Raw genomic sequence first — 12,786 nt, 5'->3', positions numbered from 1 at the left:
CGAAGTGAGGATTCCTCTGATGTCGGACCGTGAATTTGTCACGAGCACACGCTCGTCGAACTCCCGGGCTCCGCGCCGGTTCTAATAAGGACGGAAATGGTGCGGTTTTTTTAGCACGTTCCGGTCTGGAGGATCGTCGATGGCAGCGCTGCGTCTGCCGGCCCGGCTGCGCGACCGAATTCTGGCCTTGGCGCAGGCGGGCTATCCGGAAGAGGTGTGTGGACTGCTGCTCGGCGGGCAGGAGGCCGGCGTGGTCGCCGTGCGCGACTTGCATGAAACACGCAACGTCCATCCGGACCGGACTGGCGACCGTTTCCTGATCGAGCCGCAGGACTATCTTGGGGCCGAAAGGGCCGCCGTGGAGCGCGGATTGCTAGTGGTGGGCGTGTGGCACTCCCACCCGGACCACCCGGCGTGCCCTTCCGCAACCGATCTCGAATTCGCATGGCCAGGATGGTCGTATCCGATCGTCTCGGTGAATTCCGGCGTCGCCACGGAGTTGCGTTCCTGGCGGCTCGACGGAGAGATTTTCAGCGAAGAGGAGGTGCTCCCATGAGCCGTGTCATCATCCGCATCCCCACTCCCTTGCGCACCTACACACAAGGCGCCGACGAGGTCGAGGTGAATGCCACGACGGTCGGCGAGGCGCTCGACGCGCTGGGCCGGCGGCACGAAGGGATCCTCTCGCGGGTCTGTTCGGCGGACGGCAGCATGCGGCCCTTCGTGAATGTCTATCTCGGCACCGAAAACGTGCGCGACCTGGGCGGACTCGCGGCCTCGCTACCCAACGAAGGCGCGGTGCTGGCGATCGTGCCGGCGGTCGCCGGCGGGGCGGGTAGCGGTCGCGAACGGCGTCTGGCCGAACTGAAGGCGAGCATCCCGGAAATCGCCCCGCGACACGCGTTCACGCGCCAGTCCGAAGGCGCGGCATTGATCGACGTCCGCGAAGCCGACGAAATCGCGCAGGGCAGCCCGCGCGACGCGTATCGTCTCGGCCGTGGCTTTCTCGAGCTGCGTGTCGAAGAGGCGATCCCCGACCCCGAGCGGCCGCTGCTCGTGATGTGCGCCGGCGGCACACGCTCGCTCTTCGCCGCGGAAGACTTGCAGCGGATGGGCTACCGCAACGTGGCCTCGGTCGCGGGCGGCTTCTCGCGCTGGAAGGCCGAAGGGCTGCCGTTCGAGACCCCCCGCGGGCTCGACGTCCATGCGCGTGAGCGCTACGCGCGCCACCTGACGATGCCGGAAGTCGGAGAAGCCGGCCAACGCCGCCTGCTCGACAGCCGCGTGCTGCTGATCGGCGCGGGCGGGCTCGGCTCGCCGGCCGCGCTCTACCTCGCCGCGGCGGGCGTCGGCACGCTCGGTGTCATCGACCACGACGTCGTCGACCGCTCGAATCTCCAGCGCCAGGTGCTGCATAACGACGAGCGCATCGGGCAGCGCAAGGTCGACTCGGCGCGCCGCACGCTGCAGGACCTGAACCCCTCGGTGACCGTCACGCCCTATTTCGAAAACCTCACGTCCGTCAACGTCGAGCGCATCCTCGACGGCTACGACGTCGTCGTCGACGGATCGGACAACTTCCCGACGCGCTACCTCGTGAACGACGCCTGTGTGCACCTGCGCATTCCCTGCGTCCACGGCTCGATATATCGATTCGAGGGCCAGGTCTCGGTGTTCTGGCCCCACTATCCCGAGCGCCGCGGCCCGTGCTACCGCTGCCTGTACCCGGAGCCACCCCCGCCCGAGTTCGCGCCGTCCTGCGCAGAGGCCGGCGTTCTCGGCGTGTTGCCCGGCGTGATCGGCACCTTGCAAGCGGTCGAAACGATCAAGCTGCTGCTCGACCTCGGCAATCCGCTGGTCGGACGTCTGCTGCACTACGACGCGCTGCACGCACGCTTCGATGAATTCCGCCTCGCCCCCAACCCCGACTGCCCGCTGTGCGCGGAAGGCCGCCCCTTCCCCGGCTACGTCGACTACGAAATGTTCTGTGCGACGGCAGCGTGAGGCCTCATGGAGACCGACATGCCCGCGATGCCGCGCGAATCCCCGCTTCTCTCCGCCGTCGGACGCGTGCCGCTGGTGGAGATCAGCGCGATCTGCGACATCGCCCCCGGATGCCGACTCTTTGCAACCGTGGAAGGCGTCAATCCGGGGGGATCAATCAAGGACCGGCCGGTCGCACGCATGCTCCTCAAAGGCATCCAGGCGGGGCACCTCGACGGCGGCCGCCGGCTCCTGGATTCCTCGTCGGGCAACGCGGGAATCTCGTACGCGCTCTTCGGCGCCGCCTTGGGCATACCGGTGACGCTGGTCGTGCCCGCCAATGCCAGCCGCGAGCGCCTCGACCGCATCCGCGCAAGCGGCGCCGAACTGATCCTCACCGATCCGATCGAAGGCTACGACTTCGCCGTTTCAGAAGCGCGCCGCCTTGCGCGCGAGCGCCCCGATTGCTATTGGTACTGTGATCAGTATTCGAATCCGGAGAACTGGCGCGCGCACTACGAAACGACGGGCGTCCAGTTGTTGCGCGGCATCGCCGCGGTGGCTGGCCGGGCGCCGGACGCTTTCGTCGCCGGCATCGGCACCGGCGGCACGCTGACCGGCGTCGCTCGCCGGATGAAGGAGGCCAACCCGCGAACACGCGTCGTCGCGGCGATCCCCGACGAATTCCCCGGGATCGAGGGGCTCAAGCCGCTCGGACATCCGGGCGACATGGTGCCGGCGATCCTCGACGAAACGCTGATCGACCGCCGCGTGCCCGTGCGGATGGAAGATGCGATTCCGATGTGTCGCCTGCTCGCGCGGGCTGGCCTCTTCGTGGGTCCGTCTGCCGGCGCGCTCGTACACGCAGCCTGCCGCGTCGCGATAGAAGACGGCTTGCACAATATCGCGACCATATTGCCGGATACCGGCGAACGCTATGTCTCGACCGGCCTGTGGTCCGGCCGAGACGGATGAAGACGGGAGACCGCAGAACGGGACGACGACAGGGAGCTTCAACAGCACGGAGGTGTGACATGGCACTGAGACTAGGCGACGAGGCACCGGACTTCACGGCAGCCACGACGCAGGGCAGCATCGATTTCCATGACTGGATAGGTGACGGCTGGGCGATATTGTTCTCGCACCCGAAGGATTTCACCCCGGTATGCACGACCGAACTGGGCTACATGGCGGGGTTGCAGGCCGAATTTGCCAAGCGCAACACCAAGATCATCGGCCTGAGCGTCGACAGCGTCGCGGACCACGAACGTTGGGCCAAGGACATCGAGGAAACGCAGGGCCATCGCGTCGACTACCCGATGATCGGCGACCCGGATCTGAAGGTCGCGAAGCTCTACGACATGATTCATCCGAACGCGATGGGCACCGCCCAGGAACGCACGGCGCAGGACAATCTCACCGTACGCTCTGTATTCGTCATCGGTCCGGACAAGAAGATCAAGATGATGCTCACCTACCCGATGAGCTCCGGGCGCAATTTCGACGAAGTGCTGCGCGTGCTCGATTCGATCCAGCTCACGGCGAAGCACAAGGTCGCGACGCCGGCAAACTGGAAGCCCGGACAGGACGTGATCATCGTCCCGTCGGTATCGGACGAAGAAGCGAGAACGCGCTTCCCCGACGGATGGAAGGCACCCAAGCCCTACCTTCGCATCGTGCCGCAGCCCAAGTGACGCGTGTGCCCCGGTCGGGACAAATCCGGAAAGGGGCATTATCATGACATCGGCGAACTTTGAAGGATGCCAGACGATGCCCCAGTTCCAGCAATCCCTATCCCGACCGTCGCTGTTCGGTCGCCTTTCCGTCATTCTTGCACTCCTTGCCGCACTGAGCCTTGGCGGTTGCGGCTACAACGACTTCCAGCGTCTCGACGAACAGAGCAGAGCCGCCTGGTCCGAGGTGCTCAACCAATACCAGCGTCGTGCCGACCTGATCCCCAACCTCGTCGCGACCGTCAAGGGCGAGGCGAGCTTCGAGCAGGAAACCCTGACCCGCGTGATCGAGGCACGCGCCAAGGCGACCTCGATCCAGGTCACGCCCGAGATGCTCAACGATCCGCAGGCGATGGAGCGCTTCCAGCAGGCCCAGGGCCAGCTCGGTAGTGCGCTGTCACGCCTCCTGGCGGTCGCCGAGAACTACCCCAACCTCAAGGCCAACCAGGCCTATCAGGACCTTCGCGTGCAGCTCGAAGGCACCGAAAATCGCATCACGGTCGCCCGCAACAGCTACATCAAGGCCATTCAGGAGTACAACGTCCTCGCGCGGAGCTTCCCGACCAATCTGACGGCGAAGATATTCAGCTATCAGCCGAAGGCGGGCTTCACGGTCACCAACGAGCAGGAAATCTCCCGCCCGCCGACCGTCGATTTCGGCACCTCGCAGAAACGGTGATCGCCGCCAGCGCCCGCGGCGTAAACGAATGACGCCCCTGCCCCACCCGGCCAAGACGCACGCGGCCGCCTTCATCCAGGTGATGCTGCGCTTCATCGCCGTCATGGCGATGCTGGCGGTAACGGGGATCTGCGCCGCGCAATCGGTGCAGCCCATTCCACCGCTGAGCGCCCGCGTCATCGACCAGACCGATACGCTGTCCAAGGGCGACCTCGCCGTGCTCGAATCCAAGCTGGCGGCTTTCGAAAAGGAACGCGGCACTCAGATCGTCGTGCTGATCGTGCCCACGACGGCGCCCGAGGACATCGCGGCCTACGCTTATCGCGTCGCCTCCGAGTGGAAGATCGGCCGGCGCGACGTCGGGGACGGCCTGCTGCTCGTCGTCGCCCGCAACGATCGGCGCGTGCGCATCGAAGTCGCCCGCGCGCTCGAAGGTGCGATCCCGGATCTGGCCGCCTTCCACATCATCGACCGGGCCATCACCCCGGCCTTCCGCAAGGGCGATTTCGCCGGCGGCCTCAATGCGGGCGTCGATGCGCTGATGGCCAGAGTGCGCGGCGAAAACCTGCGACTGCCCGAACCCGATGCAGGGCCGGCGAAGGGCGGCGCTTCGCTGCAGGACCTCGCGATCTTCCTCTTCGGCGGCGTGCCGATCGCAGGTGCCGTGCTCGTTGGCATGTTCGGACGCAAGCTCGGCGCCCTCGCCACCGGCGGACTGGCGGGCGTGCTCGTCAATCTGCTGATCGGAAGCCTGCTGCTGTCGATCATCGCCGCAGTGCTAGCCTTCATCTTCGTGCTGGTGCTCGGCGTGGGCGGCGGCGGGCGCGGCGGACGCGGCGGAGGCTTCGGCGGCCCGATCATCTTCGGCGGCGGTCGCGGACCCTTCGGCGGCGGTGGCGGCGGCGGTGGCTTTGGTTCGGGGGGCGGCGGCAGTTTCGGCGGCGGCGGCGCTTCCGGAAGGTGGTGAGCGATGAACCCGCTACTTCGAATCGTCCGCCACCTCTGGCTCGATGCCGACGACGCGCACCGCGCACTCGGCCCGGGCACCCTCAAGCGCCTCGAAGAGCAGGTTCGGGAGAGCGAAGCGCGGCACACCGGCGAAATCTGCTTGTGCATCGAAGCGAGCCTGCCCGTGAGCTACCTGTGGCGCCACTTACGGCTCGGCCTGCCGATCGACGATGTCGTGCATGAGCGCGCGCTTTCCGTCTTCGGGAAGCTGCGCGTGTGGGACACCGAACTCAACAACGGCGTGCTGATCTACCTGCAGTTGGCGGAACGACAGGTCGAAATCGTCGCCGATCGCGGCCTCGCCCGCCGGATCTCCTCCGACGAGTGGGCCGCGATGCTGCACGGGCTGGAGGAGGACTTCCGGGCCGGCCACCACGAAGCGGGCTTGCATCGGGCGATCGAAGCCGTCGGCCGCTGCCTCGCGACGCATTTCCCCGGCGATGCAGAGAGTCGCGACAAGACCCGGCGGGACAATCAACTCCCCGACGAGCCCGTGATCCGCTGAGCGGCCGTTCGGCAATCCTAACGGCCTCCCGTCTGTTGCGACGATAGCAACAATGTAATCACAATTAGCCGCTTTTTCGCCTCGTTGTATCTCCCTAAGATGCACTCACGACGCAAGCTTCCCGAGTCATCGAACGGAGAACGACCATGAGCCAGAAACTGATCCAACGCATCCTTTCCACCGACGCCGGGCTCGCTGCGCTCGCGCTGCGCATCCCCGTCGGCATCATCTTCATCGCCCACGGCGCCCAGAAGCTCTTCGGCTGGTTCGGCGGCTATGGCCTGACGGGCACCGGCCAGTGGATGGAATCCATCGGACTGACCCCTGGTTACCTGATGGCCCTGATGTCGGGCAGCGCCGAGTTCTTCGGCGGCCTCGCACTGCTGCTCGGCCTGCTGGTGCGTCCCGCCAGCGCGGTGCTGTCCTTCACGATGCTGGTGGCGATCTTCAGCGTCCACATCGGCAACGGGCTATTCAACGCGAACAAGGGTTACGAGTTCGGCCTCGCGCTGCTGGCGGTCTCGGTTGCGCTCCTGGTCAGCGGCGGCGGCAGCTTTTCCTTCGACCGCGCGGTAGCGGGCGGTCGCGACGCATCCCGCAACTGACCATTCCTTGCCTTTCCGCGCGATTCCGCCATATTTCATAGGGATAGCGCGGACCGCAAACCCGGCCGCGGACGTGGAGGCCACCGTGTTCAGGGATCGTGAAGATGCAGGTCGGCAATTGGCCGAACTTTTCCGGGGGCAGGCACTGACCCGTCCCCTCGTCCTGGCAATCCCGCGGGGCGGCGTCGTAACCGGCGCTGCCCTCGCGCGGGAGTTGAACGCCGAACTCGACGTCGTCCTGGCCCGCAAGCTGCGCGCGCCGTGGCAACCCGAGCTCGCGATCGGGGCGATCGGCGAGGACGGCGCCGAATATCTCGCCGACTTCGCGCGTGAAGTCAGGGGATTCTGCGACGCCTACCTCGCCGAGGAGCGCGCCCAACAGCTCGCCGAGATCGAGCGGCGGCGCCAGATGTTCCGGGCCGTGAAACCGGCGGCGGAAGTCGCCGGGCGCACCGTAATCGTCACGGACGACGGCATCGCGACCGGTGCGACGATGCTCGCCGCGCTGCACGTCATCCGGGCTCGCAAGCCCCTCGAACTGATCGCCGCCATCCCGGTGTCGCCACCGGAAACCGCCCAAATCCTCGGCCGCCACTGCGACCGCGTCGAATGCGTGATTACGCCGACGTGTCTCGGCGCGGTCGGCAGCTATTACTGGAATTTCACGCAGATCGAGGATGAAGAAGCGCTGGAGACGCTGCGCCGCTACGAATTCGAGCGGCGCTAGTCGTTTCCAGTATAACGATTACCGTCCTTATGGCGTTTTTACCAGCCGGAAGCAATTTTCAAGCGCCTCGCGGCCTCGCTCACTTGCCGTATTGCGCGGCAGCCTTCGCCTGACAGGCATCCTTCGCGTCGCCCGACAACGCGTCGCATTTTTCCTTGGCGACCTTGTACTCCGCATCACGCTTGTCGTCGGCCGCGTCCTTGCGCGCCTCGCCGGATTTCTCTTGCACCTTCGCATCGGCCTTCGCGGACGTTAGAGCCGCCTTCGCCTCTTTCACGCAAACGTCCTTGGCGTTGCCCGTCATGTCGTCGCACCGTTCCTTCGCGACGTCGTAATCGGCCTCAGCCTTGGCGACACGAGCGTCGTAGCGATGCTTCTGGCTCGGCTTGTAGTTCGCCTCGAGTTCGGCCTTGGCAACTTTTTCCTTGCCCTTGGCCTCAGCGACGCAAATATCCTTCTTGTTCCCGGACATGGAGTCGCACGCCGCCTTGTCGGCTTTGTAGTCCTTCTCGATCCGGTCCTTGTCTGCCCCATACTCGGTTCTCGTCATTGCCGCTGCGGTCGAAGCGCTGCTGAATACGAGTCCGAGTGCGATCGCAATCGCGTTGATCGTGCGTGTTTTCATTTCCTTCCTCCGTGTAACGGCTCGGGATGGCGAAGGAGCGTCACGGTGACAGCCGGACGTCCCTGCCCGTCCGCTACGGGAGCAATGCGTGTTCCCGGAGAGCGTCGTTCCGGTCCTCCGACAAACGGGAGCGGAAGTGAGCATTCCGCCGCGCTATTCCTTTAGCCGTACGTAATTTCACTTAGGTCGTCATCGAATCAGTTAATATTTCTCACAAAATTACCGGTCGGACGGGTAGGCTGCTAGTCGCGGCACGACTTTCGCCGCTGGTCGCTCACGGGAATACGAACAAGAACCGCCAACGTCAGCCATTCCACCGACAAAATCCATCGCATGCGCGAGCTCCCGCAATCCGTCGCAGTCGCCATCGAATCGGCAAGCGTTCCTGCGCTGCCGCAAGTATTGGTCCGGCTGATCCAGCAGGTCGACGACGAAGGCTCGACGATGGACCAGCTCGCGTCGATCATCGCCCAGGACCCGGGCCTGTGCGCCCGCATCCTCGCCGCGGCCAACTCCGCCGCCTTCCAGCGCAGCACGTCACTGCACGACATCAAATCCTGCGTACAGGTGCTCGGAACGCGGCTGGTGCGCGCGATGGCCACCTGCCTCGCCGTGAAGCGGCTGTTCGAAAAGGAACCCGGCTCGCTCAACGCCGAACTCACGGGCTTCTGGCAGCACTCCCTGCTCGTCGCCGAAACGGCCCAGGCGCTCGCAACCGCCACCGGCTATGCACGCCCCGACGAGGCCTATCTTGCCGGGCTGTTGCACGACGTCGGTCAACTCCTGCTGCTGTCCAGCCACGGCGAGCAGTACGCCTGGCTGCTGTCGCAAAGCACGGACGAGCCGACCCTTCTCTCGCTCGAACAGGCGCGGCTCGGCGTGCAGCACACCGAAGCCGGCGCCTGGCTGGCGGACCAGTGGAAGCTGGAAAGCGGCCTCGCGGACGCGATCCTGTTCCACCACGTCGCCGCCGAGCAGATCGTGACCGCGACGCAACTGCCGCGCCTGCTGTGGCTCGCCGACGCCATCTGTCGCAATCCGGGCGGCGCCGCGTCGCTCAACACGCTGTGCCACACGCTCTTCGGGCCCGACACCCGGCTCGATCTTGAAGGCATCGCCTCGCAAGCCCTCGACCACGTCGAAGTGATCGCGCGCGCGCTGGGCATCGACCCACCCACCACAGGATTGAACGCCGCGCCGGCGACACTCCCCCAGGTCAGCATCGTTCCGCCGGCAGCAGTGCCCTCGGCCGCAGACCGGGCGCTGGAAGAGCGGATCCGCGACATCGCCGTGCTCCACCCGCTGCAGCAGGACCTCGCCGGACTCGACAGCGACGCCGAGCTGCTGAATTCGCTGCGCGAATCAGCCCGCATCCTGTTCGATCTCACGCATCTCGGCTTCCTGCTGATCGACCCGGAATCCGGGGCCCTCAGCGGCGCCGTGTCCGCGCCTCAGCCGACGATCTTCCGCGAAACCTCGCTCGCGCTCGGCGCCGACGCAGGTCTCGGCACCCGTGCCATCGCGAATCGGGAAGTGCGCAGCAGCTTCGACGAGCCCCTGTCGTCGCAGACCTCGCTCCTCGATCACCAGCTGGCGCGCGCATTCGGTTCGGAGGGGATCCTCGCGGTCCCGATGATGGGGCGCCGCCGCACGGTCGGGGTGATGCTCTTCGGACTCGGGCGCGAGCAGCACGGCCGGCTGAAGCGGCGCTACCCGTGGCTGCTCAACTTCGGCCGCATCGCGGGGATCAGCCTCGAAGCCTGGCAGGACACCGGCGCCGCCCGCAGGCAGGCCGAGGACGGTGCATCAATCGCCTTCCAGCGCCAGGCGAGACGGATCGTTCATGAAGCCGGCAACCCGCTCGGGATCATCAAGAGCTACCTGAAGATCCTCGACATGAAGCTCCCGGCCGAAAGCGGCGTGCGACAGGAACTCGACATCCTGCGCGAGGAGATCGACCGCGTCGGATCGATCATGCGGCGACTGAGCGAAGTGCCGGCGCAGGCGGACGCACCGTCCGTGGGCGTGCGCCCGGTCGAGGTCATTCGCGAACTCCTCGCGCTGTATCGTGAGCCGCTCTTCGAGAGCCGCGGCATCTCCGTCCTCACCGATCTGGGCCACGCAACCGGCGAGACCGTCGCGTGCGACGCCGACAGCCTGAAGCAGATCCTGCTCAACCTGTGGAAGAACGCGGCCGAGGCGATGAGCACGGGCGACCGCTTCGATGTCGCGATCGCCGAAGGCGTGATGCAGGGGGGACGGCGGCATGTCGAGATCCGGCTGCAGGATACGGGCCCCGGCATTCCCGAGGCGGCGATCCGCAATCTGTCCTTCCCCGAGCAGGTGGCCGGCGACGGTGATCGGGGACTGGGCCTGTCGATCGTCGGGCGGATCGCCGCGCGCGTCGGCTGCACGATCACCTGCCGCAGCGGCTCCGGGCACGGAACGGCGCTTTCGCTGCTGCTGCCCTGCGAAGCCAGAACGTGAGCGACATAGCCTTACGACGCGGATTTCCGCAATCGGGAGACGGGATGATGGAGTTGAGTCACAGCATGTTTGTCGGCGAGGAGAGCTCGGAGGCTCCCGAGACCTCGCGCGTGCTGATCGTCGATGACGAACCCCGCATCCGGAATGCCTACGGCGCCTTGCTCGCGCAACCGGGGCGCGAAATCCGCTCCTGCGGCACGGGGCGCGAGGCCATCGAACAGCTCGACCGGCTGGACATCGACGTCCTTGTGCTCGACTTGAACCTGCCGGACATGCACGGCACCGAGATCATGGCGTGGATGGAGCAGAAGCACCTGGCGACTGCCGTCGTGGTCTTCAGCGCCGACGAAGCCATCGAATCGGCGATCCTCGCGCTGCGCCGCGGCGCCTGCGAATTCATCCGCAAGCACGCCAACCCCGAGGACCTGATCCGCACGGTGGACAAGGCGCTGAGCCGCCGCCAGCTCGAACGCGAGAACGCGCTGATGACGGCGCGCCTGGAGCAGTCGGAACGGTTGCATCGATTCCTCGTCGAGAACTCGCCCGACATCATTTACACGCTGGATCCGCAGGGGAAGTTCATCTTCCTCAACGGCCGCATCGAATCGCTGCTCGGCTACCACCGCGACGAGCTGATCGGCATGCATTACTCGGTGATCGTGCATCCGGCGGACCTCGAACAGGCCCGCTATGCGTTCGCCGAGCGGCGCGTCGGCGAACGCGCAACCAACAACCACGAGATCCGGCTGCGCTGCCGCACCCACGAGGTCCGACACTTCGAGAACCAGGCGATCGTCGCGATCCTCAGCGCCCAAGGCGTCTATCGCTACGACGAGGAAGCCGACAGCAAGCGATTCATGGGCACTGCCGGAGTGCTGCGCGACATCACCGAGCGCAAGCGCGCGGAGGAGACGATCAGCTTCCAGGCTTTCCACGACCTGCTGACGGGCCTGCCGAACCGGGTGCTCTTCCGCGACCGGCTGGAGCTCGCGATCAGCCAGGCGCGCCGGCGCGGCGACTACGTCGGATTGATGTACCTCGATCTCGATCGCTTCAAACTCGTGAATGACACCTACGGCCATCTCGAAGGCGACGAGCTGCTGAAGGGCTTCTCGCGCCGCGTGCGTGAGTGCCTGCGGGCCGGCGACACGATGTCGCGCCAAGGCGGCGACGAGTTCACGATCCTGCTGCCCGACCTCTCCGACGCCAACGCCGTCACCGCGATCGCCGAGAAGATCGTTGCCGCATTGAAGCCCTCCTTCGTCGTCGGCGGACGCGACTTCCGCGCGACTGCCAGCATCGGCATCGCGGTCTTCCCGGACGACGGCGATACGCCGGACCTGCTGCTGCGCAGCGCGGACATCGCCATGTACCGCATCAAGGCGAGCGGCAAGAACGGCTACGCGCGCTATACGCCGGAGATGAGCCGCAACCACGTCGAGCGGGTCGATCTCGACAACGAGCTGCGGGTCGCGCTCGACCAAAAGCAGTTCGTCCTGCACTTCCAGCCGCAGCTCGACGTCACCCGCGCCCGCGTCACCGGGGTCGAGGCGCTGATCCGCTGGGAACATCCACGGCGCGGCCTGCTAGGCCCCAATAACTTCATCCCTGTCGCCGAAGAATGCGGCCTGATCTTCGGGATCAGCGACTGGGTGCTCGACGAAGGCTGCCGCCAGCTCGCCGAGTGGGCGCGTCAGGGCATCGACGATCTGCGCCTGGCGATCAATCTCTCGCCGCTCGAATTCCGCCGCGCCGATTTCGTCGAGCGCATCCTCGGACCGATCCGCCGCCATCAGGTGCCGGCGCACAACATCGAGGTCGAGATCACCGAGAACCTGCTGATGGACGACGCGGAATGCGTCATCGCGAAGGTGCACGAACTGCGCAAGCAAGGCATCCACATCTCGATCGACGACTTCGGCACGCGCTACTCGTCGCTCAACTACCTGCGCCGCTTCCCGGTGAATACCGTGAAGATCGACCAGTCCTTCGTACGCGACCTCGACAGCTCGGGGCGCGCCTCGCCGGTGATCGGTGCGATCGTCAGCATCGCCCAAGGCTTCGGGCTCAACGTGCTCGCCGAGGGGGTGGAGACGCAATACCAGGTCGACGCGCTGCTCGCGCAAGGCTGCGAAGTCATGCAGGGATTCCGCTTCAGCCCGCCTGTGCCGGTCGACGAGCTGATCCCCTTCCTCCGGACCTATCGCACGCCGGTGCTCGGCGCGCTGGCGACCTGAATCACCCCCTCGTGCACCCGCACGGGAAATACCGCAACCGGTTCATACGCGGGAGGTGACAAGGCTTCGCCGGTCACCAGCGAAAACCGCGCACCATGGCGCGGACAGGTCACCTCGCAGCCATGGACCAGCCCCCAGGAGAGATTCTCGTCTTCATGGCTGCAGCGGTCCTCGAGCGCGTGGTATTCATTGCGGAC

General features: G+C 65.9%; 13 protein-coding genes. 11 read left to right on the top strand and 2 right to left on the bottom strand.

The window, feature by feature from the left end:
- Positions 1 to 139 precede the first annotated feature (139 nt).
- From VJ673_RS02470 to VJ673_RS02430, 9 genes are all read left to right on the top strand, one after another.
- Positions 140 to 556 carry a M67 family metallopeptidase gene (locus VJ673_RS02470; RefSeq protein WP_324124435.1) on the top strand — a complete coding sequence of 139 codons (417 nt, stop codon included), beginning with the start codon at positions 140 to 142 and terminating at the stop codon, positions 554 to 556.
- Positions 553 to 2,004 (top strand): molybdopterin-synthase adenylyltransferase MoeB, encoded by a 1,452-nt coding sequence (moeB, locus tag VJ673_RS02465; protein WP_324124434.1) that lies wholly within the window; start codon positions 553 to 555, stop codon positions 2,002 to 2,004. The genes VJ673_RS02470 and moeB overlap by 4 nt, the downstream gene beginning before the upstream one ends.
- An 18-nt stretch (positions 2,005 to 2,022) precedes the next feature.
- Complete coding sequence (locus VJ673_RS02460) at positions 2,023 to 2,958, top strand: PLP-dependent cysteine synthase family protein (protein ID WP_324124433.1); 936 nt, start codon at positions 2,023 to 2,025, stop codon at positions 2,956 to 2,958.
- A 59-nt stretch (positions 2,959 to 3,017) separates the two neighbouring features.
- Positions 3,018 to 3,677 carry a peroxiredoxin gene (locus VJ673_RS02455; protein ID WP_324124432.1) on the top strand — a complete coding sequence of 220 codons (660 nt, stop codon included), beginning with the start codon at positions 3,018 to 3,020 and terminating at the stop codon, positions 3,675 to 3,677.
- A gap of 76 nt (positions 3,678 to 3,753) precedes the next feature.
- Positions 3,754 to 4,395 carry a LemA family protein gene (locus tag VJ673_RS02450; RefSeq protein WP_324124431.1) on the top strand — a complete coding sequence of 214 codons (642 nt, stop codon included), beginning with the start codon at positions 3,754 to 3,756 and terminating at the stop codon, positions 4,393 to 4,395.
- 82 nt (positions 4,396 to 4,477) lie between these two features.
- Positions 4,478 to 5,362, top strand: a complete 885-nt coding sequence (locus tag VJ673_RS02445) for a TPM domain-containing protein (protein ID WP_324124677.1) — start codon at positions 4,478 to 4,480, stop codon at positions 5,360 to 5,362.
- 3 nt (positions 5,363 to 5,365) lie between these two features.
- The gene (locus VJ673_RS02440; protein ID WP_324124430.1) at positions 5,366 to 5,908 is read left to right on the top strand and encodes a TPM domain-containing protein; all 543 of its coding nucleotides are present in this window, start codon (positions 5,366 to 5,368) and stop codon (positions 5,906 to 5,908) included.
- Between the two features lie 146 nt (positions 5,909 to 6,054).
- Positions 6,055 to 6,513, top strand: coding sequence for a DoxX family protein (locus VJ673_RS02435; RefSeq protein WP_324124429.1), 459 nt, complete (start codon positions 6,055 to 6,057; stop codon positions 6,511 to 6,513).
- Positions 6,514 to 6,631: 118 nt separating this feature from the next.
- Complete coding sequence (locus tag VJ673_RS02430) at positions 6,632 to 7,240, top strand: phosphoribosyltransferase (protein ID WP_324124428.1); 609 nt, start codon at positions 6,632 to 6,634, stop codon at positions 7,238 to 7,240.
- Between the two features lie 79 nt (positions 7,241 to 7,319).
- On the opposite strand, the gene VJ673_RS02425 is transcribed toward VJ673_RS02430, so the two are convergent.
- Positions 7,320 to 7,865: a hypothetical protein gene (locus VJ673_RS02425; RefSeq protein ID WP_324124427.1), complete on the bottom strand. Its 546-nt coding sequence runs from the start codon at positions 7,863 to 7,865 to the stop codon at positions 7,320 to 7,322.
- A gap of 333 nt (positions 7,866 to 8,198) precedes the next feature.
- On the opposite strand from VJ673_RS02425, the gene VJ673_RS02420 reads away from it, so the two are divergent.
- Together VJ673_RS02420 and VJ673_RS02415 are read left to right on the top strand one after the other, a co-directional pair.
- Entirely contained in the window at positions 8,199 to 10,352 is a 2,154-nt protein-coding gene (locus VJ673_RS02420; protein ID WP_324124426.1) for an HDOD domain-containing protein, read from the top strand.
- 44 nt (positions 10,353 to 10,396) lie between these two features.
- Positions 10,397 to 12,589: an EAL domain-containing response regulator gene (locus VJ673_RS02415; RefSeq protein ID WP_324124425.1), complete on the top strand. Its 2,193-nt coding sequence runs from the start codon at positions 10,397 to 10,399 to the stop codon at positions 12,587 to 12,589.
- Here VJ673_RS02415 and VJ673_RS02410 read toward each other — a convergent pair.
- On the bottom strand, positions 12,553 to 12,786 hold a 234-nt coding region (locus VJ673_RS02410), incomplete at its 5' end, for a Rieske 2Fe-2S domain-containing protein (protein ID WP_324124424.1). The two genes, VJ673_RS02415 and VJ673_RS02410, sit on opposite strands and share 37 nt — an antisense overlap.

It is taken from the genome of Aromatoleum sp. (genome assembly GCF_035254505.1).
Taxonomy (GTDB): domain Bacteria; phylum Pseudomonadota; class Gammaproteobacteria; order Burkholderiales; family Rhodocyclaceae; genus Aromatoleum.
This window is presented reverse-complemented; position numbering and strand designations above follow the sequence as displayed.